Annotated in this window: 22 protein-coding genes; 13 read left to right on the top strand and 9 right to left on the bottom strand. The window is 68.8% G+C overall.

Annotated elements, in window-relative coordinates; translation table 11 throughout:
• The first annotated feature begins 100 nt into the window (after positions 1–100).
• The 10 genes from G3W89_RS16530 to fabG all read left to right on the top strand — a co-directional run bounded on the left by G3W89_RS16530 (position 101) and on the right by fabG (position 9621).
• Entirely contained in the window at positions 101–409 is a 309-nt protein-coding gene (locus tag G3W89_RS16530; RefSeq protein WP_162575205.1) for a phosphopantetheine-binding protein, read from the top strand.
• Positions 410–412: 3 nt separating this feature from the next.
• On the top strand, positions 413–1051 hold the full coding sequence (locus G3W89_RS16525; RefSeq protein ID WP_162575204.1) for a hypothetical protein: 639 nt from the start codon (positions 413–415) through the stop codon (positions 1049–1051).
• The gene (locus tag G3W89_RS16520; protein ID WP_162575203.1) at positions 1048–2751 is read left to right on the top strand and encodes an AMP-binding protein; all 1704 of its coding nucleotides are present in this window, start codon (positions 1048–1050) and stop codon (positions 2749–2751) included. Before G3W89_RS16525 ends, G3W89_RS16520 begins: the two co-directional genes overlap by 4 nt.
• 197 nt (positions 2752–2948) lie before the next feature.
• The gene (locus G3W89_RS16515; protein ID WP_232076818.1) at positions 2949–3845 is read left to right on the top strand and encodes an acyl-CoA synthetase; all 897 of its coding nucleotides are present in this window, start codon (positions 2949–2951) and stop codon (positions 3843–3845) included.
• Positions 3823–4413, top strand: a complete 591-nt coding sequence (locus G3W89_RS16510; RefSeq protein WP_162575202.1) for a LolA-related protein — start codon at positions 3823–3825, stop codon at positions 4411–4413. The genes G3W89_RS16515 and G3W89_RS16510 overlap by 23 nt, the downstream gene beginning before the upstream one ends.
• Positions 4410–6806, top strand: a complete 2397-nt coding sequence (locus G3W89_RS16505; RefSeq protein WP_174258265.1) for an MMPL family transporter — start codon at positions 4410–4412, stop codon at positions 6804–6806. Before G3W89_RS16510 ends, G3W89_RS16505 begins: the two co-directional genes overlap by 4 nt.
• A complete protein-coding gene (locus G3W89_RS16500) occupies positions 6806–7645 on the top strand; it encodes a polysaccharide deacetylase family protein (protein WP_162575201.1) in 840 nt (279 codons plus the stop codon). Before G3W89_RS16505 ends, G3W89_RS16500 begins: the two co-directional genes overlap by 1 nt.
• A 9-nt stretch (positions 7646–7654) precedes the next feature.
• On the top strand, positions 7655–8416 hold the full coding sequence (locus G3W89_RS16495; RefSeq protein WP_162575200.1) for a class I SAM-dependent methyltransferase: 762 nt from the start codon (positions 7655–7657) through the stop codon (positions 8414–8416).
• Positions 8413–8874, top strand: a complete 462-nt coding sequence (locus tag G3W89_RS16490) for a hydroxymyristoyl-ACP dehydratase (protein ID WP_162575199.1) — start codon at positions 8413–8415, stop codon at positions 8872–8874. The genes G3W89_RS16495 and G3W89_RS16490 overlap by 4 nt, the downstream gene beginning before the upstream one ends.
• A gap of 15 nt (positions 8875–8889) precedes the next feature.
• Complete coding sequence (gene fabG / locus G3W89_RS16485) at positions 8890–9621, top strand: 3-oxoacyl-ACP reductase FabG (RefSeq protein WP_162575198.1); 732 nt, start codon at positions 8890–8892, stop codon at positions 9619–9621.
• Between the two features lie 5 nt (positions 9622–9626).
• Here the strand turns inward: fabG and G3W89_RS16480 are convergent, their stop codons facing one another.
• From G3W89_RS16480 to G3W89_RS16460, 5 genes are read right to left on the bottom strand one after another with little or no spacing between them, the layout of a single operon-like run.
• Complete coding sequence (locus G3W89_RS16480; protein WP_162575197.1) at positions 9627–12509, bottom strand: SH3 domain-containing protein; 2883 nt, start codon at positions 12507–12509, stop codon at positions 9627–9629.
• Positions 12496–13278 (bottom strand): protein phosphatase 2C domain-containing protein, encoded by a 783-nt coding sequence (locus G3W89_RS16475; RefSeq protein ID WP_162575196.1) that lies wholly within the window; start codon positions 13276–13278, stop codon positions 12496–12498. Before G3W89_RS16475 ends, G3W89_RS16480 begins: the two co-directional genes overlap by 14 nt.
• Positions 13279–13284: 6 nt before the next feature.
• Positions 13285–13974, bottom strand: a complete 690-nt coding sequence (locus G3W89_RS16470; RefSeq protein WP_162575195.1) for a vWA domain-containing protein — start codon at positions 13972–13974, stop codon at positions 13285–13287.
• Between the two features lie 60 nt (positions 13975–14034).
• Entirely contained in the window at positions 14035–14472 is a 438-nt protein-coding gene (locus tag G3W89_RS16465) for a hypothetical protein (protein WP_162575194.1), read from the bottom strand.
• On the bottom strand, positions 14473–14682 hold the full coding sequence (locus G3W89_RS16460; protein ID WP_162575193.1) for a hypothetical protein: 210 nt from the start codon (positions 14680–14682) through the stop codon (positions 14473–14475).
• Here G3W89_RS16460 and G3W89_RS16455 point away from each other — a divergent pair.
• A complete protein-coding gene (locus tag G3W89_RS16455) occupies positions 14681–14986 on the top strand; it encodes a hypothetical protein (RefSeq protein ID WP_162575192.1) in 306 nt (101 codons plus the stop codon). The two genes, G3W89_RS16460 and G3W89_RS16455, sit on opposite strands and share 2 nt — an antisense overlap.
• Positions 14987–15112: 126 nt before the next feature.
• Entirely contained in the window at positions 15113–16804 is a 1692-nt protein-coding gene (locus G3W89_RS16450) for a type IV secretory system conjugative DNA transfer family protein (RefSeq protein ID WP_162575191.1), read from the top strand.
• 23 nt (positions 16805–16827) lie between these two features.
• Here the strand turns inward: G3W89_RS16450 and G3W89_RS16445 are convergent, their stop codons facing one another.
• From G3W89_RS16445 to G3W89_RS16430, 4 genes are all read right to left on the bottom strand, one after another.
• The gene (locus tag G3W89_RS16445; protein ID WP_162575190.1) at positions 16828–17604 is read right to left on the bottom strand and encodes a glycosyltransferase family 2 protein; all 777 of its coding nucleotides are present in this window, start codon (positions 17602–17604) and stop codon (positions 16828–16830) included.
• On the bottom strand, positions 17571–18389 hold the full coding sequence (locus G3W89_RS16440) for a lysophospholipid acyltransferase family protein (protein WP_232076580.1): 819 nt from the start codon (positions 18387–18389) through the stop codon (positions 17571–17573). The genes G3W89_RS16445 and G3W89_RS16440 overlap by 34 nt, the downstream gene beginning before the upstream one ends.
• Entirely contained in the window at positions 18386–19429 is a 1044-nt protein-coding gene (locus tag G3W89_RS16435; RefSeq protein ID WP_162575189.1) for a chorismate transformation enzyme, FkbO/Hyg5 family, read from the bottom strand. Before G3W89_RS16435 ends, G3W89_RS16440 begins: the two co-directional genes overlap by 4 nt.
• A gap of 82 nt (positions 19430–19511) precedes the next feature.
• Entirely contained in the window at positions 19512–20873 is a 1362-nt protein-coding gene (locus G3W89_RS16430; RefSeq protein ID WP_162575188.1) for an NAD(P)/FAD-dependent oxidoreductase, read from the bottom strand.
• A 169-nt stretch (positions 20874–21042) separates the two neighbouring features.
• Between G3W89_RS16430 and G3W89_RS16425 the strand changes: the two genes are divergently transcribed.
• Positions 21043–21768, top strand: a complete 726-nt coding sequence (locus G3W89_RS16425) for a YebC/PmpR family DNA-binding transcriptional regulator (RefSeq protein ID WP_162575187.1) — start codon at positions 21043–21045, stop codon at positions 21766–21768.
• Positions 21769–21775: the final 7 nt, after the last annotated feature.

Below are 21775 nucleotides of genomic sequence, written 5' to 3'. Positions count from 1 at the left end.
GGGTTGGGGATTGGCCGCAGTCTATCCAAGGCGCACGAGGGCGCCTCCTATAATTCCGACCCCGTGCGATAGTTCATTCAAAAGCCCCCGGAGTCCCCTTTTGTCATCGACCCAATCATCCATTTCCGCCCTTGGCGATGCGCCTGAACAATCCGCTCTGGAGAACGAGTTGGCCGTGCTCCTGGTCGAGTCGCTGAACCTCGAGATCTCACCCTCCGAGATCGCGCCGACGGCGCCGCTGTACGGCGAAGGGCTGGGGCTGGATTCGATCGACATCCTCGAGGTCGCGCTCGAGGTTTCGCGCAAGTATGGTTTCCAGCTGCGCTCGGACGACGAGCGCAACCAGCAGATCTTCCAGTCGCTGCGCAGCCTCGCAGCCCACGTCGCCCAGAATCGCGGCGAATCCTGAGTCATGTCTCGATGGCGCATGGCGCTCCTGCTGCTCGCGGGGGTGGCCTATGCCGGTGTTTCCCAATGGATGATGCTCTTTCATGCCGCCGAGCCCTGGGCGGTAGGGGTGCTGCTGGGTCCGCTGTGGCTGACGGCGCTGGGGCTCGCGGGTAGCCGCTTCGGCGCCTGGGGCTTGGGCGTCGCGGCGGTGGTGGGCGTGCTCGGATTCGCGCTGGTGCTGCGCGGCGAGGCAGGCGACCCCAATCGGCTCTACATGCTGCAGCACGTGGGGATCAATGCACTGCTGTGCGGCTGGTTCGGCAGCACGCTGCGGCGCGATCGACTGTCGCTGATCGGCCAGTTCGCCGCGCGCATCCACCCGCTGTCGCCGGGGATGCGCGAGTACACCTGGCGCGTGACGTGGATCTGGACCGCGTACTTCGCGTCGATGGTGCTGGCCTCGGTCGCGGTGTATGCCACGATGTCCTTCGCTGCCTGGTCCGTGCTGGCCAACCTGCTGACGCCCCTGATGGTCGGAATGCTCTTCGTGGGCGAGTATCTGCTGCGCTACCGGCTGCATCCTGAATTCGAGCGCACCCGCCTGATCGACACGGTGCGCGCCTTCTACAGCGCGCCGGCCGACCCGGCTGCACGGCAATGAATGTGACTGGCCTTGATCTTCTTCCTCTCCTGAGCACTCGCGATCCGGACGCGCCCCTCGCCTGGCGCGCCGGCGTGCCGGTGAGCGCGCGCGAGTTCCTGGCCGACGTGGCGCGCCTGGCATCGCAACTGCCCGAGGGCGGCCCGGCGGTCAACCTCTGCACCGATCGCTATGCCTTCGCACTGGGTCTCGCGGCGGCGCTGGTGCGCGGCCAGGCCAGCCTGCTGCCGCCCGATGCGCGGCCCGACACGCTGGCACGGCTGGTGGAACCGGACGGCCGCACGTATGCGGTGCTGGACGACCCGCAAGTCGCCACGCCCGGCATGCCGCGCATCCTGGTCGAGCACCGCCCGCCGCCCGGCGGCCCGGAGGCGCAGCCGGTGCCGGCAATCAAGGCCGGCCTGCATGCCGTGAGCCTGCTGACATCCGGCTCCACAGGCGCGCCGCAGCCGCATCCCAAGGCCTGGAGGACGCTGGTGGGTGATGTGGCTGCCGCGGTGGCCCGGCTGGCCGAGCTGCTCGGGCGCCGCTCGCTCGCTGGCCTGACGCTGGTGGCCACCGTGCCGGTGCAGCACAGCTACGGGCTCGAATCCTCGGCGCTGCTCGCGATGCTTGGTGGTGCCGCCTTCGACAGCGGCCGCCCCTTCTTCCCGGCCGATGTCGCCGAGGCGCTGGCCTCGGTGCCGCAGCCGCGCGCGCTGGTCACCACGCCGTTTCACCTCAAGACGCTGCTGCTCTCCGGCATCGCGCTGCCGCCGGTGGACCTGATCCTCTCCGCCACCGCGCCGCTCTCGCCGCAGCTCGCGGCGCAGGCCGAGCAGGCCATGGGCGGCCAGTTGATCGAGATTTACGGCAGCACCGAATCGGGCCAGGTCGCGACGCGGCGCCCGACGCGCAGCGATGTCTGGGAGACCTTAGGCGACATCCGTGTGCATGCCGAGCACGATGCCGCGGGCGCGGAGCGCTTCGTCTTCGAGGGCGACTTCGTTCCCGAGCCGACGCCGATGGCCGACGTGCTGGAACTGCTCGACGAGCGTCGGTTCCGCTTGCTCGGGCGCGCCAACGACCTGATCCACGTCGCCGGCCGGCGCAGCTCGCTGGGTTACCTCAACCACCACCTCAACAGCATTCCGGGCGTGGAGGACGGCGCCTTCTGGCTGCCTGACGACGTGACCGACGGCGTGGTGCGACCGGTGGCCTTCGTGGTCGCACCCACGCTCGATGCCCACGCGATCGTGGCCGCGCTGCGCGAGCGCCTCGAAGCGGTCTTCGTGCCGCGTCGAGTCGTGCATGTGAATGCCTTCCCGCGGGAGGGCACCGGCAAGCTGACGGCGCGCGCCCTGCGCGAGTTCGCGCTGGCGCAGCTTGCAGGGGACGGCACGCCGGTGCAGCTCACGCACGAAGTACCGCCAGACCATCCTGCTTTCGCGGGTCACTTCCCGGGCCAGCCGCTGCTGCCCGGCGCCTTGCTGCTGTCGGAGGTGCTGGAGGCCGCCCGGCAGGTGCCTGCGCTGGCGGCCCGCCTGGGCCCGCGGCCAACCCTCGCCGCGGCCAAGTTCCTCGCGCCAGTACGTCCGGGCAGCGTATTGCGCATCGACCTCAACCCCGAGAGCGGTGCCTCGCGTGGGCTGCGCTTCGAAGTGCGGGTGGCGGAGGTGGTCGCCGCGAGCGGCCGCTGGACCCCCGGGGGCGAGTCATGAGCCGTGCGGCCGTCCCGAAGGCGAATCGCACCGCAGCCGAAGGCCAGGGTAGTCCGGTGCGCCGCTCGGCCGTTGCGAAGGCCCAAGGCGTGGCGGCCGAAGGCGAAGGCGTTCCGATCAGCGTGGCACAGCCGCCCGAGGCCGGCGACGCGAAATCGCCCCAACCCGACTGGTCGCGCACGCCGGAACGCAGCAACATGCTGGCGCTGCGGGTGATCTGCTGGATCGCGATCCGCTGCGGGCGCCCGGTGGCACGGCTGGTGCTGCATCCCATCTCCCTGTACTTCCTGTTGTTCTCGCCCGCGCCGCGGCGGCACATCAAGCGCTACCTGTTCCGCGCCATCGGTCCTCGCGCGGGCTGGTCCGATGGATACCGGCTGCTGCACGCCTTTGCGTCGACCGTGCTCGACCGCATCTACTTCCTGCGCGGGCGCATGGACCTGTTCGACGTGCGCGTGCACGGCAATGCACCGGTAGAGGCCGAGGTTGCCGCGGGGCGCGGCGCCTTCATGCTCGGCGCGCACATCGGCAGCTTCGAGGCCATGGGCGCCTGCAAGCACCAGAGCGGGCGGCCGAAGGAACTGCCGCTTGCGATGCTGATGTACCAGGACAATGCACAGCAGATCACCGCGGTGCTCGACGCCATCGCCGAGCCCGGCCTGCGGCCGCACATCATCGCGCTGGGCCGGCCGCACTCCATGCTCGATCTGCGCGACTGGCTGGATGGCGGCGGCCTGGCCGGGCTCCTGGCCGACCGCACGCTGCCGGGCCCGGAGGAAGCCGGCCAGCAACGCGGCAACAGCATCAGGCTGCCCTTTCTCGGGCATCCGGCCCTGATCAACGACGGTCCATTCCGGCTGGCCGCGCTGCTGCGGCGCAAGGTGTTCTTCATGGCAGGCCTCTACGTGGGGGGCGCGCGCTACGATGTCCATTTCGAGCCGCTGGCCGACTTCAGCGAACGTGTGTCCGACCCGGCCGAGCGTGAACGCCGCATCCGCGCCGCGCTCGAAAGCTATGTCGCGCGGCTCGAGGCCCTCTGTCGCGCCTACCCCTACAACTGGTTCAACTTCCATGACTTCTGGCAAGAAGATTGAGCGCTGGTCGCGCTGGCTGGTCGCCGCGCTGGCTTTCACAGCATCCTCCGCCTGGGCCTTCGACCTGCCCGAGCTGATGGGCCTGCTCGCCCGGCAGAAGAATGGCGAGGCGCGCTTCACCGAGCAGCGCTTCGTGCGCGGCATCGAAGGGCCGCTGGACGCGAGCGGCACGTTGAGCTTTCACGCCCCCGACCGGTTGACGCGGCGCACGCTCACGCCGCGGCCCGAGACCATGTCGGTCGACGGCAACACCTTGACCCTGTCGCGCGGCGGCCGCACCCGCACGATGACGCTGGACAGCATGCCCGAGCTGCTCGGCATGGTCGAAGCCATGCGCAGCACCCTCAGCGGCAACACGCAGACCCTGCAGCGCTACTTTCGCAGCACGCTGACGGGCGCAGCCGACAAGTGGGCGCTGGACCTCGCGCCCATCGACGAGAAGCTGGCCGCGCAGGTGCGGTCGCTGCGACTGACGGGCAAGGCGGGCGAGGTGCTCGGCATCGAGATGGAGTTCATCGGCGGCGACCGCTCGGTCATGGTCATCACGCCCGTGCGCGGCGCATCGTGAGCAGCCGTCCCGAGGCAGCAGCGTCCGGCCGGAGGCGCCACGCGCTGGCAATCATCATCTGGCTGCTCGCGCTGGCGGCGGGCATCGCGCTCATTGCGCGCACGCATTTCAGCGCCGACCTCTCGGCCTTCCTGCCCGCGAGCCCGGACGAGCGGCAGCGCGTGCTGATCGAACAGCTGCAAAGCGGCATCGCGTCGCGCACCGTCTTCATCGGCATCGAAGGCGGCAAGGATGCCGGCCAGCGCGGGGCGGTGTCGCGCGCCGTCGCGGCATCGATGCGCGAGAGCAAGCTCTTCGACCAGGTACAGAACGGCGAGACCGGCGACTGGAAGGAGGCCGGCACCTGGCTCTTCGAGCACCGCTACCAGCTGGCGCCCGACGTCGCACCCGAACGGTTTACGGCCGCAGGCCTGCGCGATGCCATCGGCGACACGCTGTCGCTGCTGGGCACGCCGGCCGGCAACCTGGTCAAGCCGCTGCTGGAGCGCGATCCCACCGGCGAAACGCAGCGCATCGCCGAGGGCCTGATCCCCGCGAGCTCGCCGCGCAGCGAGGAGGGCGTGTGGGTCTCGCGCAGCGCGCCGCGGGCGCTGATCCTCGCCACCACCCATGCAGCCGGCAGCGACCTGGACGCGCAGGCGCAGGCCATCGCGCGCATCCAGCAGGCCTTCGATGCCGCCACGCGAGAGATGAACGGCGCCGGCCCGCGCCTGCAGCTGACGGGCGCGCCCGTCTTCTCGGTGCAGAGCCGCGACCAGATCAAGCACGAGGCGATCCAGCTCGCGACCGTCGGCGGCATCGTGATGGGCGCCTTGCTGCTGCTGGCTTTCGCCTCGCCGCGCGCGCTGGTGGTGGCGCTGCTGCCGGTGGCGACCGGCGTGGTCGGCGGTACGGCGGCGGTGAGCCTGGCGTTCGGCGAGGTGCATGGCCTCACCATGGGCTTCGGCAGCACGCTGATCGGCGAGACGATCGACTACGCGATCTACTACCTGATCCAGGCGCGCGGCGCCGCCGTGCCGGGCACCGGGTGGATGCGCTGGCGCGAGATCCATTGGCCCACGGTGCGGCTGGGCCTGCTGACTTCGGTCTGCGGCTTCGCGGCCCTGGTGTTCTCGGGCTTTCCGGGCTTGGCGCAGCTGGGCGTGTTTTCGCTCGCAGGACTGATCGCCGCCGCGCTGGTGGCGCGCTTCGTGCTGCCGGTGCTGGCCCCCGACGGCGCGGCCGGCATGGGCATGCGGCGGCAGATGGCGCACATCGCCGGGCTGATCGTGCGGGCCCTGCCACGGCTGCGCCTTGTCTTCATCGGCCTCGGCATTGCAGCGTTCGGCCTGGTGCTCTGGCAGGGCGGCCACCTGTGGCGCGCCGATTTGAGCGCGATGAGCCCGGTGCCCAAGGCGGCGCAGCAGCTCGACGAGGCGCTGCGGGCCGACATCGGCGCCAGCGACGGCGGCACGCTGGTGGTGGTGCGCGGCGCGGACGAGCAGGCCGCCCTGCGCAACACCGAAGCCGCGGGCGCGAAACTGGAGGCGCTGGTCGACCAGGGCGAGCTCGCCGGCTTCGAAAGCGTGACCCGCGTGCTGCCCAGCGAGGCCACGCAAGCCGCGCGCATCGCCAGCCTGCCCGATGCCGCCACCCTGAAGGCGCGGCTTGCCGAGGCCACCCAGGGCTTGCCCTTGCCCGCCAGCCGGCTCGAGCCCTTCCTCGCCGATGTGGAGAAGGCGCGCGGCCAGCCCATGGTTCGCCGCACCGATCTGTCCGGCGGACCGCTGGACGCGGTGCTCAGCGCGCTGATGTTCGAGCGCCCGGGCGGCGGCTGGTCGACGCTGATCGCGCTGCATCCGGGCGAGCGCTTCGACGCGAAGCGGCTCGAGGCCGCGCTCGCCGGCGTGCCCGAGGTGCAGGTGGTCAATGTGGGCGACGAGCTGCGCAGCCTCTATCGGCGCTACCTGCACGAGGCCTTCGTGCAGGTCATGCTGGGGGCGCTCGCGGTGGTGCTGCTGCTCGGCGCGTGGCTGCGCTCGGGCCGGCGGCTGCTGGCCGTGTGCGAACCGCTCCTGGTCGCCGTGCTGCTCACGCTGGGCGGGCTGGCCCTGCTGCAGGTACCGCTGGGCATCCTGCACCTGGTGGGGCTGCTGCTGGTGGTGGCGGTAGGCTCCAACTACGCGCTCTTCTTCGACCAGCTGCGGGAAACCGGCCGTGCCGACGAGGACACCTTGGCCTCGCTGCTGCTGGCCAACCTGACGACGGTGGTGTCCTTCACGCTGATCGCGATCTCCGACATCCCCGCGCTGTCGGCCATCGGCCGCGTGGTCGCGCCCGGTGCGCTGCTGGCGCTGCTGCTGTCGGCCGCCTTCGCGCGCGGGCCGGCGGGTGCTTCCGCGCCGCGTCGCTGATGGGAGAATCGGCGCCGATGTCGCAAGCCCTTCCTGCCTCCGGATCGTGGCCCTGGCCGCCTGTCGTGCGCGCCAGTGTCGGCTGGCATTTGCTGGCGCTCGCCGCGGCCCTCTTCGTGCCGGGTGCGATGCCCTGGGCCATCGGTGCGGTGGTGCTGAACCATGTGCTGATCACTGCCGCGGGCCTCACGCCGCGAAGCAGCCTGCTGGGGCCGAACATCACGCGGCTGCCGGTCGCATCGGCGGCGCGCGGCGAGATCGCGATCACCATCGATGACGGGCCCGATCCCGAGGTCACGCCGCAGGTGCTGGACCTGCTCGACGCCCACGGCCAGCGGGCCACCTTCTTCTGCATCGCCGAACGCGTGCGGGAGCAGCCGGCCCTGGCGCGCGAGATCGTCGCGCGCGGCCACAGCATCCAGAACCACACGGCGCGGCATCGCCACACCTTCTCCTTGCTCGGCCCGCGCGGCTTCCATGCCGAGATCGAGCGCGCGCAGCTGCTGCTGCAAGAGGTGACGGGCCAGCGCCCCATCTGCTTTCGCGCGCCGGCCGGACTGCGCAACCCTTTTCTCGCGCCGGTGCTGCATCGCCTGGGGCTGGTGCTGGTGAGCTGGACGCGTCGCGGCTTCGATACCCGCGAGCCTGACGCGGCCACCGTGCTCGCACGCCTCACGAAAGACCTGAGGGCCGGGGACATCCTGTTGCTGCACGATGGCAACGCCGCGCGCACGTCCGGCGGACGACCTGTCGTGCTCGAAGTCCTGCCTCTTCTGCTCGAGCGCGCTCACGCCGACGGCTTGCGGGCCGTGACGCTGCCACAAGCCCTGACTCCCTGATCCGCCTTCATGAACGACAGCCTCTCGACGGACGCCGCCTGGCGTCAATTGCATGAAGCGGCCACCGCGCCGTACAAGAAGGCCGGCAGCTTTGCCTGGCACTTTGCCCGCGGCAAGCTGGGTCGCGACCCGGTGTTCCGCGGCCTGATCGAGCGCGGCCTGATCGGCGAACGCCGCCGCCGCGTGGTGGACATCGGCTGCGGCCAGGGCCTGTTCGCCAGCCTTCTTTCGGCAATGACGGGCATGCAGGCGCAGCCCGGCCGCTGGCCCGGCGCCTGGGTCGCCTCGCCGGCCACGGCCCACTACACGGGCATCGAGCTGATGCCCAAGGACGTGGCGCGCGCCCAAGCCTCCATCGGGCACCTGGAGCCCGCGCCGCGCTTCGTCTGCGAGGACATGTGCAAGGCGACATTGCCAGCCTGCGACCTGGTCGTGATCCTCGACGTGCTGCACTACGTCGACCACGCTGCGCAGGAAGGCGTGCTGCGCCGCGTGCACGGCGCGCTGCAACCGGGTGGCCGGCTGCTGCTGCGCGTGGGCGATGCGGCCAGCCGCCGCGGCTTCGCGATCAGCCAGTGGGTCGATCGCACCGTCACCCGCATCCGCGGGCACCGCGTCTCCCCAACCTGGGGACGGACGCTTTCCGAATGGACGGCGCTGCTGCACGGCCTGGGCTTCTCGCCGGTGCAGAGCGTTCCGATGAGCGCGGGCACGCCCTTCGCCAATGTGTTGCTGGTGGCCGATCGTGCCGAGGAGTCTTCGTCGTCATGAACGCAGTGCAACAGCTCGACCGTGCCGGCATTGCGCGCCTGATTCCCCACAGCGGCAGCATGTGCCTCCTGGAGCGACTGCAGGCGTGGGACGCCCACAACATCCATTGCACGACCGGCACGCATCGGCACGCCGAGAACCCGCTGCGCACGGCCGGTGGCCTGCTGTCCCCCAATGCCATCGAGTACGCGGCGCAGGCCATGGCCCTGCATGGCGGCCTCATCGCGCCGGAGGGGAGCGAGCCTTCGGCCGGCTTCCTGGCCAGCGCACGCAAGGTACGGCTGGCCGTCGCGCGGCTCGACGAAATCGAGGGCCTGCTGCATGTACATGCGCAGCGCGTTTCGGGTGATGCGAGCCAGATCCTCTACGAATTCGCGGTGAAGGACGAAGCAGGGCGCGCGCTGGCCGAAGGCCGCGCGGTGGTCGTGCTCAACACGCCGCTTGTTATGCCAACCTGAAAGCCGATCTCCCTCATGAGCCTCAACGGAAAACGTGCATTGATCACCGGCGCCAGCGGCGCGCTCGGTGCTGCGGTCGCGCAGCGCCTCGCGCGCGACGGCGCCACGGTGCTGCTGCACGCCAACTCCAGGCCGCAGGCCGTCGAGCAACTCGCTGATGCCGTCAAGGCTGCAGGCGGCCAGGCCGAATGCCATGTCTTCGACCTCGGCAGCGACGAGGCCTCGCGCTCGGCCTGCGAGCGCATCCTGGCGGGCGGACCGGTGCAGATCCTCGTCAACAACGCCGGCGTGCATGACGACGCGGTGCTGCCCGGCATGAGCGCGTCGCAGTGGCACAAGGTGATCGACGTCTCGCTGAACGGCTTCTTCCGCGTCACGCAGCCATTGCTGCTGCCCATGCTGCGCACGCGCTGGGGGCGGATCATCAACATGTCGTCGGTCGCGTCACTCACCGGCAACCGGGGCCAGGTCAACTATGCGGCGGCGAAGGGCGCGCTCAACAGCGCGACCAAGGCGCTGTCGCTCGAGGTGGCGGCGCGCGGCGTCACCGTCAACGCCATCGCGCCCGGGATCATTGCTTCACCCATGGCCGACGGCGCCTTCGACAAGGCGATGATCGACCAGCTGGTGCCGGTGAAGCGGGCGGGCAGGCCCGAGGAGGTGGCGGCGCTGGCGGGCTTCCTGGCGAGCGATGAAGCGGCCTACATCACCGGGCAGATCATTTCGATCAACGGCGGAATGATCTGAGCCGGTCAGGGCATCGGGATGCTCGCGACCTCCTGAAGCACGCGACGGTTGACGTTGCGGTAGGACGGGCCGAGGCGGGCATTCGAGGCGTTGCCCTGGATCCAGCCAACCAGTGAACGGCGGTCCGCCTCGTAGAGCAGGGCCAGCCTGAGCGCCAGCCACACATCGTCGGGAGGATTGCCGGCGACTGCCATTTCGTTGGACAGCATGGCCCAGGTGAAACCCGAGCCAGGCTCGATCAGCAGCGACTGAATGTATGCACTGCGCGCCGGACCTGCCTGGCCCAGCGCCGAGTAGGCTTGTCCGAGCTTGCGCGGCGCCAGCGGGTTCGACGGATCTGCCACTGCCGCGCGCCGGAAGGCATCCACGGCCTGCGAATACTGGGACGCGTCCAGGGCACGCTGCCCTTCTTCGAGCGCACTTCGGGCGACAGCCTCGTTGCCACGCTGCCAATTGCCGCGGCCCCGGATCGACTCGGCCTGCCGGTCCACGTCGCCCCAGCGCCGCTCGCGCGCACCCGTCATCATGGTTGCCAGATCGTCGATGGTTGGGCCTGCGGCCCTGGCAGGTTGAGCAGGCGCGGTGGCCTGGACCACGGGAGGAGCCGGCGCAGGAGGAGGCGCGGCCTGCGTCTCGGGGGTCGGCGCAGGCGGCACGCCGGCCGGCAGGCTCAACGTCGCCGCGAGCGCCACGCCCAGGGGCGAGCCTTCCCTGCGCTTTGATTCGGCGGCCATGCGCTGCCGGGTCTTCGGCGGGTCCTCCGAGAATTTCTGCGCCAGGTAGAGCGCCGTCGCAGCCATCCGCCGGTCCACCTGCGGGTCCGCGGCCCAGGCGAAGCCGTTGACGTACCAGGTGTTCGTCGTCTGGGGCGCGAGCACGAGCAGCACGGCGCCTTCTTCCATCATCGCGTCGTAGTCGCCGAGCTCATAGCTCGTGAAGGCGACGCCGCTGTGATAGGACGGATCGGCCGGGTCCGCCTCGACCGCGGCGCGGAAGAACTCGCGGCTGCCGGCGATATCGCGCTCGTTGCGCGCCGCCTCGGCGGATGCCTTGAACCAGCGGGCGGCGCTCACGTCGGCGGGCACATCGATCTTTCGCGATGCGTCGAGGCGCGCGATCTCTGCGCTGAGGTCGGTGGCGCCACCCCGGATCGCGCGCAGCAGCTGCAGCCGCTGGTTGCCGGAAGCATCGATCTGCGATTTCAGCCGCACGAGGCTGCTGTCGTTGCGGCGGCCCTGCACGTAGGCCTGGGGCGTGAGCTTCTGGAGTCTCGGCAGGTCGGCGGCGTTGATGACGTAGTCGCGCGCCAGCCAACCCACTTCACCGCTGGAGGTGCGCACCTTCAGGAAGCGCTCGGCCTCCTCGAGCAGCTCGACCTGCGTGCCGCGCGCCAGTTTGCCGCGCGGCGCGCCGCCTGTGGACGATGAGCGCAGGTTCACGTTGATGGCGGCCACCGCCAGCGCGCCCTTCGACGCAGGCTGGACTGCGGGCGGGCTGCCGACGCGGTCGAACTTTGCCGTCTTCGACGAGGTTGAATTGCCGACGAGTTTGGATGGGGTCTCGTCGGTGTTTGCGGAACCGATCCATCGAACTGCAAGGACAAGGAGGAACGCGCAGCCGACGAGGGCCGCGATGGGCTTCCATGGCCAGGGCGCGGGGGTGCGAGTGCCCGATGAGTTTGTCCCCGGTGGACTCGATGAGCCCGATGGGTTCGATGTGCCCAACGGGTTCGACGTGGCCGATGGGTTCGACCCGCCCGATGGCGTCGATGTGCCCGAAGGAATCGACGTTCCCGTCGGAGCCGGCGCGAAGCCCGGCGGCACACTGGCCTGAAGTGGCGGCTGGTAGCCGCAATGCATGCAGGGCTTGGAGAAGTGAAAGTCGGCCGGGTTCTGCGGGCAGCGGCGAAGCGAACGGGCGGTGAGGCGGCGGAAATGCGCCGCCCATTCGGCGGGAGAAGGCCGTTGGTCGTCAGGCCCGAGGAAGGCTCGGCGAAACAGGGCCAGGGTCTCGTCTTCGAACAGGTAGGTGATATCGCCTCGCGGTTCCAGTCCTGCGCGGCGGGGGTCCACCGAGAACAGCCGCCCGGCGATACGTTCGTTCTCGCCCGAGGGCTCATCCGCTTTCAGGTGCCTTCCGGCGGCGGGGCTGTTGCCGGAATTGAAGAGTCGGAAGAGCGTGACGGCCAGTCCGAAGCGGGTCTGCCGTTCATCCAGCGTGCGCACGTCGTAGCTGCCAGCTTCGTGGGGGCTACGAAATTCCGGTGCCACCTCGTCGGGCTTCACGGCATCCGCCGGAATGAGGCCCTGGCCATCGAAAACCGCAAAGCCATCGCAATCGAGCAGCCCGACCCAGCCTTCGTTGCGATCGATGACGAAGTTCTTCGCGTTGAAGTCCATCACCAGGTGGCCGGCCGCGCGCACGTAGTTGATCACGTTGCACAGGTTGACGGCCACGTACAGGCGGAACGCGAGGTCGTGGCGCAGACCGCGCACCTGCCGGTTGCGCTTGGAGAAGATGGCCGTCATGGGCACCGCGTCGGCGCTGATCCTCGGCATGGTGAAGCCGACGATGCGGTTCTTGCGGTCGACCACTGCACGTTGAGGCCAGGCGATCTGTACGAAGCGCCGGTTGCCTTGCAGATGCACCTGCATGCCGGGCGGGCACGCCAGCATGGCTTCGATCTTGCGCCCGATGCCTGTGAGTCGCGCCGCCTCCTGCGGCGTGTCGTCGCGGAAGCGCTTGAGTACCTCGGTGTCGCCGGGCAGCGCATACACCCTGGCCATGGCGCCCTCGCCATCTGCCAGCTCGGTGGCGATGACGGTCTCCGGGGGGTCGGCCTGTTGCCGCCCTCGCAGCAGGAACTGACGCGCTCTAGGCTTGTTCACGCAGGCCGGCCCAGATCAGGGTGCAGTCGTCCCCGCTGGTCTTGCGGACGACGGGCGTGTTCATCATGTCGGTCAGGCCCTGCGCCCCGACGCTGCCGGGATGGGCCCGCATGAAATCGAGGATCGGCTGGTAGAAGCGAGGCTTGGGCTTGCCCCGCCGGTCCAGGGCGAAGGGTGAGAAGCCGTCGGTCATGAGCATCAGCGAATCGGCGGCCCGAACCGGCGTGAAGACGATGTTCGACTGCCAATCGGCCTGGGTGAGAAACGAGGACACGTTGGCAAAGTCGGACGGGGTGCCGGTGGATATTGCGCGCACCTCGGAAGACTCCGACGCGAAGCCGAATGCCAGCGCGAGGCCATCCCCCAGATGGAAGAAGATGCCGTTCGACCCCTGCATCGCCGCGCCGACCACGGTGGTCGCGTAGTCGTCCACGCGTTCGTTGTTCTGCGTCGCCTCATCGGCCAGCGCCGCTCGCGCGGTGGCCATGGCATCGATGATGCTCACGCGCGTCAGGCGCGTTTCGGGCGCGAGCAGCGCCGACACGATGGCCCGCGCGGCGAGCAGCGAGCCCTGGTCGCTGCGGGGCGCGCTGCCCGCGCCGTCGGCAGCGACTGCGACGAAGCGCCGTCCCCGCACGTCGGCTGCGAAGCAGTCCTGGCAGACCGAGTCGCGCCGCACGTGCGACTCGCCGCGCACGACGCTCGCCCGCACGGCCCATCGATCGGAGTCGGCATGCAGATGCGTCGGCCCCGCGGCGCTGATCAGCATCGCCGCTCAGACGGGTATGGCTGGAGGCGCCGACAGCTGCAGCCCGCCCGGCTTGCCGGGCGAAGACTCCGCGACCTTGACCAGGCTGCCCAGCAGCCACTTCACGAAGAGCGCCTTGATGTTCTGTTCCTCGACGGAGTAGACCGGGAAGTTCTTGGGGATGAACCGGCGCAGCACATCGTCCTTCGAGGGCGGGATGCCGAAGGCGAAAGGAACCAGCTTGGTGTTGGCGATCCGCTCCTGCACGAGCTCGGCGGCTTCTTCCCAATGGTCGGTGGGCTCGCCATCGCTCATCAGGATCATCCATGGCACGTTGTAGGGCGTGCCGGCTTGCTGCAGTTCGACGCGCAGCAGGTCGAGCTCGCCCATCGCGACCGTCACCGCATCGCCCATCGGCGTGTTGCCGTTGGCCACCAACGGCTCGAAGACCACGTCGTCGATCGACGCCCAGGGCGACGCCACGCGCACCTCGCCGCCGAAGGTCACGATGCTCAGGAGCAGGGCGTCGGACAGCTCGTCGCTGGTCTTCACGGCCTCGATGAACTCGGCCAGCGCGTTGTTGAGAATGCCGATGCGATTGTTCTCTTCCATCGACAGCGAGGTGTCGAGGACGAGGATCAGCGGCGTGCGCTTGATCGCGTTCTCGAGCTCGGCGCCGATCTGCGGGCGATCTTCGGAATTTTCATGGCTGCTCATGGCGGTTCGGCTTTCGGTTGTTGTTGATTCGGTCGAGCGCCGCGGCGGCAGGGCAGAGGCCTAGCGCCTGCGGCCGGGTGCGGGCCCCGGCTTGGGTGCAGGTGAAGGCGTAGGCGCCACACCCTGCGAGGGGGTGCGCACCGGGCTCGGAGACGTCGGCTTGGCGGCGGCGGCGATCACGGCACTCGCCGCCTGCGCCTTCCTCCGGCTGGCCTGGTCCCTGCGCTGCTGGTCGTCCTTGAGCGCTTGCGCGAGCACCTTGTTCTGTGCCTCGGCTTGCTTTTCGCGTGCGGCCTCCTGGCGCAGGCGTTCCTCGCGTTGCTTCTCGCGGGCCTCCTTGGCCTCCTGTGCTGCGAGCTTCTTCGGAATCTGTGTCCACTCCCAGTTCGCCTTGGCACGCACGACGTGGGGCTTGGCGATCTCGCCGGCCTTGCGCATTGCAGAGGAGCCGGCCTTTACCGCGATCCTCGCGATGATGTCCTTCAGGTCCTTGTCCATTCAGGGCTTCCTGGCCTTGTTGAAGGCAGGGCGCATCGACGGCGTGTTGGCCAGGCCTTGTTTCTGCGCGGGCGCACGTTGGGGACCGATGCCCGCGGCCTTGTTCACGACCCGCTGGGCGATTGCCGCCTTGCGTTGCAGGGAAGCGGCACGGTCGAAAGGGGCGCCGGGCCCCATCCCCGGCAACGGCTGTGGCGGCGGAGGCCGCATGTTCGGCGGCTTCGGATGGGAGGCTTTCACCGGATTGGCCGCGGCGTTGAAGACGGGCGTGATGCGCTGCCGCGGCGGTGGCGAGGCCGTGTTGAACGAGGGCGATACCCGGGCCGGCGACGGCTTGGGAGCCGAAGGCGATGGCTTCGCGGCCGCAGCCGAGGGCGGACGGGCCTGCGCTTGTGTCGTCGCAGGCGCGCGGACCGGGGTCGGCGCAGGCGCTGGGGTGGGAGGACGTTGCGACTGCCTCAGCGCGCTCGCGCGATCTGCCGGTGTGACCATTGCGTCGTGCTCAACTGAATGATATGTGACGCAGAATAGGGGCAAAACGCCAACGAAGTAAATACTTCGAATTACATAAGTTGGCTTGGCGAAGAAAAAAAGACCGGCCGATTCTCTCGTCGGCCCCACGAGAGGGGTGAATCGAAGCATGTCTCAAAGCTGGCTCACGCGCTTCATCGGCAACCGGTCGCTCGTCTTCATGCGAGTCAGGCAGTGGACGATTGCGATGGTCTCGATGGGAGCTGCCGTGGCGCTCGCCGGCATGACCCAATATCGGCCACTTGTCTACTGGGTGAGCGCGGCGATCGTGCTCGGCTGTGCCTTCGTGCTGGTGACCGGAGAAGTGGGGCGCATCGGACGCGCGCACCGTTTCAGGATCCTGCCGCCGGGAAGAGGATCGCTCGGCCATCGGCAGGCGAGCGACAACCATCGGCTTGCGGCTCTGTCGGAACTCTTCGCCTGGCGCTGGAGCCATTGGCCCGGTTCCATCCGCTACGGGAAGGTGCTGAACGAGCACCGGATCTTCGGCTTTCCACGCCGCCTCGTCGTGGCCGGCCCCAAGGGCGATCCGCGGCATGCGGTGACGATCGCCGGCGCTCGCAGCGGCAAGGGCAGGGCGATGCTGGTCCCCAATCTGCTGGAGTACCAGGGGTCTGCGCTGGTGATCGACCCCAAGGGCCAGCTGGCCGCGATCACTGCGAACGCACGCGGCAAGGGCTCCAGCCGGGTCACGCAGTTTCTTGGCCAGGACATCCACCTGATCGATCCCGAGAACATCGTCAAGGACCACCCGGTCAAGTCCTCGTTCAATCCGATGAGCGACGTCGTCGAGTCCAACCCGCTGGCCCTGCGCTTCGCGAAGATCATTGCCGAGTCGCTCGTGCCGCAGACGTCCGGCGGCGACGCCTCGGCCGAGTATTTCCAGACCCAGGCCCGCATGCTGCTCACGGCCACCATCCTGCACGTTGCAACCTTCGAGCCCGAAGACCTGCGCCACTTGGTCCATGTGCGCCATCTCCTGACCGTGGGGGACCTGGACGGGCTCGCCGTTCTCGAGTCGAGTGCGGCGCAGGCGGGCGTTCCCTGCCCGGCGGCGGATGGCGTGGAGGCCTTGCTCATCTTCATGTCCGAGAACGAGGCATTCCGGGGCGAGATCCAGGGCGTGGCGCGCTCGCTGCTGGGCAAAGGCTGGGACGAGAGAGGCGGCGTGCTCGGCGCCGTGGCCAATGCGCTGAGCTTCATCGGGACCCCCGGCATCCGCGAATTGCTTGACGGCTCGGCGGGCCCGCAACTCGAACTGCGCGCGCTGCGCGCACGGCCCACCACGGTGTATGTCTGTCTCAGCAACACAGCGCTCCAGCGGGAGGACCGCGGCCTGATGCTGATGTTGCTGGAGCTCGCGACGGTGACGCTGGAGCGGGAGCCGCGGCGCAAGGGCGACTGGCCGGTGCTCATCGCCATGGACGAGTTCTATTCGCTGGGGTACCTCAAGACCATCGACATCGGCATCGGCGCCTTCGCGGGCTACGGGATCCTCCTCTGGCCCGTGGTGCAGTCGGTGACTCAACTGCAGCAGCACTATCCGAAGACCTGGCAGAACCTGCTGGCCAACTGCCGGGCGCAACAGTATTTCGGCCAACTGGACCCGGAAACGCACGAGTACCTGTCGCAGCGGGTCGCGGGAATCTATTCGAAAGTGGACCTGTCATCCAGCTTCTTTTCCACTGACGACAGGCGCCAGATCGTGACCTTCGCCGACCGCCCGGCCTCCCTTCTGCAACTGACCTACTACGACGAGGAGTACGGCACGAACAGGTACGACATTGATCCGTACCTCTAGCGGAGTGCCAGTGTCGAGGCGGCTCAGCGCTGGAACGGCGGTGCCCGCCGCACCCGGCGCAGCAGCAGACTTGGCAAGCGCAGCACGAACTCCAGCATCAGCCGTGTGTGCATCCATGACAGCAAGGCGTTGTCGCGCAAATAACGGAAGTGCGAGACCCCGCCTTCTTCGGCGGTCAGGTACTTGACGGGCGCATCGATGTTGACCGGCTTGACGCCGCGCCAGGCCAGGCGCACCACCGCCTCGGTGTCGAAGTCGAAGCGGCGCATCCACGGCTGGCGTTCCATGGTCGCGATCAGTGCCGCCACCGGGTACACACGGAAGCCGTAGAGCGAATCGCCGATGCCGGCGAACAGCGTCTCGAGCTGGGTCCAGCTGTTGGAGACCTTGCGCCCGCGCACCCGCAGCAGCGGGGCCGAGGCGTCGAAGACCGGGCGCCCCAGCACCATCGTCTCGGGCCGCGCCTGCGAGGCCTGCATGAAGGCGGGGATCAGGTCGGCCGGATGCTGGCCGTCCGAATCCATGGTGAGCGCATGCGTGTAGCCGGCCGCCTGCGCTGCCCGCAGCCCGTGCAGGACGGCCGCGCCCTTGCCCTGGTTGTGCGGCAGCAGCCACACGCGCAGGCCGGGGTCGGCCGCCGCCATCTGCTGCAGCCGCTCGCCGGTACCGTCGGTACTGCCGTCGACCACCACCCAGACCGGATTCCATTGCGCGCGTGCCGCGCTGACGGTGGAGAACAGCCGTTCGCCGGTGTTGTAGCTGGGGATCAGGACAAGGTGGGTGCGCGAGACTGCTGGCATGCGGGCTGCGCGTCGGTGGCGCGCTGTTCCGTGGGGTGTCTGAAATACTGTTCGATCTCGCGCAGCAGCTTGTCGCTGTCTTGCTGGGGCGCGAAACGCCTGCCCAAGCGGAGCGTGAAGACGATCGGCAGCGGCGGCACGCGCCACAACGGCCAGCCCTTGGCAAGGTAGGGCGAGTCGGTTTCGATGAACACGGTCTGGATCGGCGCCTGAGCCAATTTGGCGATCAGCGTGACGCCGGGGCGGAAAGGGTTGAGCGGCGTCGTCACGGTGCGTGTCCCCTCGGGGAAGATCACCAGCTGGCCGCCGGCCTTGAGGTCCTCGACCGCGAGCCGGACCATGGTGCGCGCCGAGTCGTTGCGGATGTAGCGCGCGAGCCGCGCACCGGCGCCGAGGAAGACGTTGCGCATCAGGTCCGCCTTCATGATGCAGGCGCTGTGCGGCAAGCGGGCCACCAGCAGCAGGGCGTCGAGCATGGTGGGATGGTTGGCGACGAAGATCACCCCGGGCTCCTCGCGCAGCGCGTCGAGGCAGGCGGCGTCGATGCGCATCATCCCTGCCGCCGAGGCGGTGGCCCAGAAGGAGCGGTAGGCCAGCGCGATTACGCGCCGGCCGAGCACGCGGCCAGTGCGCGCGGGCAGCACCGGGTAGAGCAGCATCGCAACCACGTTCCAGGCCAGCGAGATGAGGCCCAGCAGCGCAAGCAGTGCGTACAGCAGCAGGGCGAGGGGGAGGGAGAAAGTCCAGCGCAGCAGGCGCTTCATGGTGACCCTGGGTTTGTTCACACCTTCTGGGGCGTGTCCAATGAGCCGCCGGCAACGGCGTGGGCTTCGATTTCCACCAGCAGGTCCTGGCGGCAGATGTCCGCTTCCAGGTAGACCGCGTGGCGCAGCGTGTGGGAATGCGCGCCCAGCTTCCGCTCGATCACCTCGCGCACGATGGGCGTGTCGGTGTCGTGGCGCACGTAGACCACCGCATCGATCGTGTCGACGGCGAAACTTGCGGAGCCGCATTGGTTGGCTGCGGCGATCACGGCTGCAAGATTGCGCAGGGTCTCTTCGGTCTGGGCCCGCACATCGCCCAGGTGCACCGTCTCGTGCCCGACGATGCTGGCCGTGCCAGAGATGAACAGTGCCACGTCGCCACCGCCGATTTCTGCCAGCGCCGCGCGCGAGAAGGTGGGCGAGCGCGGGCCGTAAGTGGGCGGATAGTGATAGGCCGAGACCTGCCGGGGGTTTTCCACCGGCAGTGGCGCGACGCGGCCCGCCAGAAAGCGGATGCACAGCGCGCCTTGGTGAATGCCCAGGGCGCACGCGGCCGGCGCGCCTTCGAAGGCGGCCTGGCCGGCCTCGACGAAAGCTTGCTGGCGCCCGAGGTTGAATTGGCGGTAGCGCTCGAGGCCACCGCCGTCGGCGTTGATGCGCGGCAGGTAGTTCCAGATGCGCAGCACCTGGGTGCATCCCGTTTGCGCGAGCGACTGGAAGAGGTCGCGGTAGGCGCGGTGGGCCAGATCGGTGAGGCCGGCTCCTTCGTGCGCCTCGTCGAGGTCGATGGCGCCCAGCATCCAGTGGCCGTCGCAGCGCCAGCGCACCGCCCCTGAGGTGCCGGATTCGATGTGTTCGCTGGCGTGCCACACGTCGGCCATCGCGCCGGCGTTCGAGAGCACGCGGGCGTTGACCGTGGGCATCCAGGACAGGTGGTCGGGAGTCCCGTAGCCGAGCGCACCGAAAGGCGGGCGGCCCTCGGATGACAGCGCCAGGCTCTCCGACAGCGACAGCCGCTCGACGCGCAGGGGCGGCACTCCGTTGAAGTCGCGCGCGCTCATTGGAATTCCCCCACGCTTGTCACTTCGTGTACTGCGCTGCCCCCCGAGGGGGCCTTCGCGCCTTCGGGCGGCCGGGCGGCGCTCACCGGGCTTCGACCACGTTTTCGCCGGCGAGCGGCCCGAGGTCGCGAATGTTCCGGCGCCGCCGCTGCCAGGACTGCCAGGTGCGCAGCGGATGGCCGGCAGACACCAGGTAGTACAGGGCCTTGAGCAACCGCAGCGAGCGCCAGATCGGCGTCTTGCCGTAGATGTCGCCGGCCAAAAGCGAGAGCAGCGCTTCCTTCACGCGGAACGGGTTTTCCGGGTACATGAAGAATTCGCGGATGGTGGGGTTGGTCACGCGGAAGATGAACCAGGAGAACTCGCGCGGGCCCCTGCGCATGTCGCGCTCGAATCGTTGCCGGGCCGCGGCGGCCTTGGCTGGACGGTCGAGCGCGGCGGCGACCACCTCGGCGCCCTCGAAGGCGCTGTACATCGCGAGGTACACGCCCGAGGAGAACACCGGGTCGATGAAGCTGTAGGCGTCGCCCAGCATCAGGTAGCGCTCGCCGCTGCAATGCGTGCTGGTGTAAGAGTAGTTGCCGGTGGCGTAGACGGCATCGTCGACCAGCTGGGCCTTGGACAGGCGCGCGGCGAGCTGCGGGCACAGCGCAATGGTGTCGGCGAAGAAGTCCTTGACCGGCTTGCTGCGCGACTTGAGGTAGTAGGGCCAGCAGACGGCGCCGATGCTGGTGGTGCCGTCCGCCAGTGGGATGTACCAGAACCAGCCGTGCGCGAACCAGAAGATGGTGATGTTGCCCTCGAGCTTGCCCGGCAATCGGTCGGCATTGGTGAAGTGGCCGAAGAGGGCCGAGCTGTTGTGCCTCGGGTTCTTCTGCTTGGCCTTGAACTTGTTCGACAGGAAGGTGTCGCGCCCCGATGCGTCGAGCACGAAGCTGGCTCGCCAGCTGCGCGTGGCGCCGTCGTCCAGACGGGCGGTCACGGTGGCGCCGTCGGCATCGAACTGGACGTCGCGTACGCGGCAGCCTTCGATCGTCTCTGCGCCGCGAGCGCCGGCGTTGCGGAACAGGATCTCGTCCATTTCCGATCGGCGGACCTGCCACGCATAGGGCATGGACTTGTCCCAGGCGTCTGCAAACTCCACCATGGCGACGTGCTCGTGGTCGGGCGAGACGAATTCGACACCCCACTTGGGCATGCCGATGCGTTCGATCTCCTCGCGCAGGCCCAGCCGGTCGAACAGCTGCGCGTTGGCAGGCAGGAGCGATTCGCCGACGTGGAAGCGCGGATGGTGCGCCTTCTCGAGCAGCACCACCTTGCGGCCCTGCTGCGCCAACAGCGCCGCGGCCGTGGAGCCTGCGGGACCGCCGCCGATCACGAGAACGTCGCAGGTCTGGTGCACCGGTGCGGCGGCTTCGGCATTCGTTGTTGGAAGAATATTCATGCGCTGTGAAGGGGTGGAAACCGGGAGATGCCCGTACTGACCTGGCGCATCAGCGGCGGATTATCCCAAAAAGGATCGATGCTTCCGCTGCAGCGCGCGGGGCTGTCGTGCGCGCCCGACAGTAAACTCCCTACCTGATTGGAAACACGAGATAGCGAGAACGACTGCCATGGCCGGACACAGCAAATGGGCGAACATTCAGCACAGGAAGGGCCGGCAGGACGAGAAGCGCGGCAAGCTCTGGACCCGTGCGATCCGTGAAATCATGGTTGCCGCCAAATCCGGCGGCGGCGACCTGAGCGCCAACCCGCGCCTGCGGCTGGCGGTCGACAAGGCCAAGGCGGTCAACCTGCCGGCCGACACCATCAAGCGCAATATCGACAAGGCCACCGGCAACCTCGAAGGCGTGAGCTACGAGGAGATCCGCTACGAGGGCTACGGCATCGGCGGCGCCGCCATCATCGTCGACACCATGACCGACAACCGCGTGCGAACCGTGGCCGAGGTGCGCCATGCCTTCGGCAAGCACGGCGGCAACATGGGCACCGAAGGATCGGTCGCCTTCCAGTTCAAGCATTGCGGGCAACTGGTCTTCGCGCCCGGCACCAGCGAGGACAAGGTGATGGAAGTCGCGCTCGACGCCGGCGCCGAGGACGTGCTGACCGACGAGGACGGCGCGATCGAGGTGCTGACCGCTCCCGGCGACTTCGAGGCGGTGCGCGACGCCCTGGAGGCAGCCGGACTCAAGTCCGAAGTGGCCGAGGTCACGATGCGCGCCGAGAACACCATCGAGCTCGCCGGCGAAGACGCCGCGAAGATGCAGAAGCTGCTCGATGCCCTCGAGGACCTCGACGACGTGCAGGATGTCTATCACAACGCGGCGCTTTCCGAGTGAGCAAGCG

The organism is Variovorax sp. PBL-H6 (genome assembly GCF_901827155.1).
GTDB lineage: Bacteria > Pseudomonadota > Gammaproteobacteria > Burkholderiales > Burkholderiaceae_C > Variovorax.
Note: the sequence above shows the minus strand (reverse complement) of the source record. Positions and strands in the feature narration are given on the sequence as shown.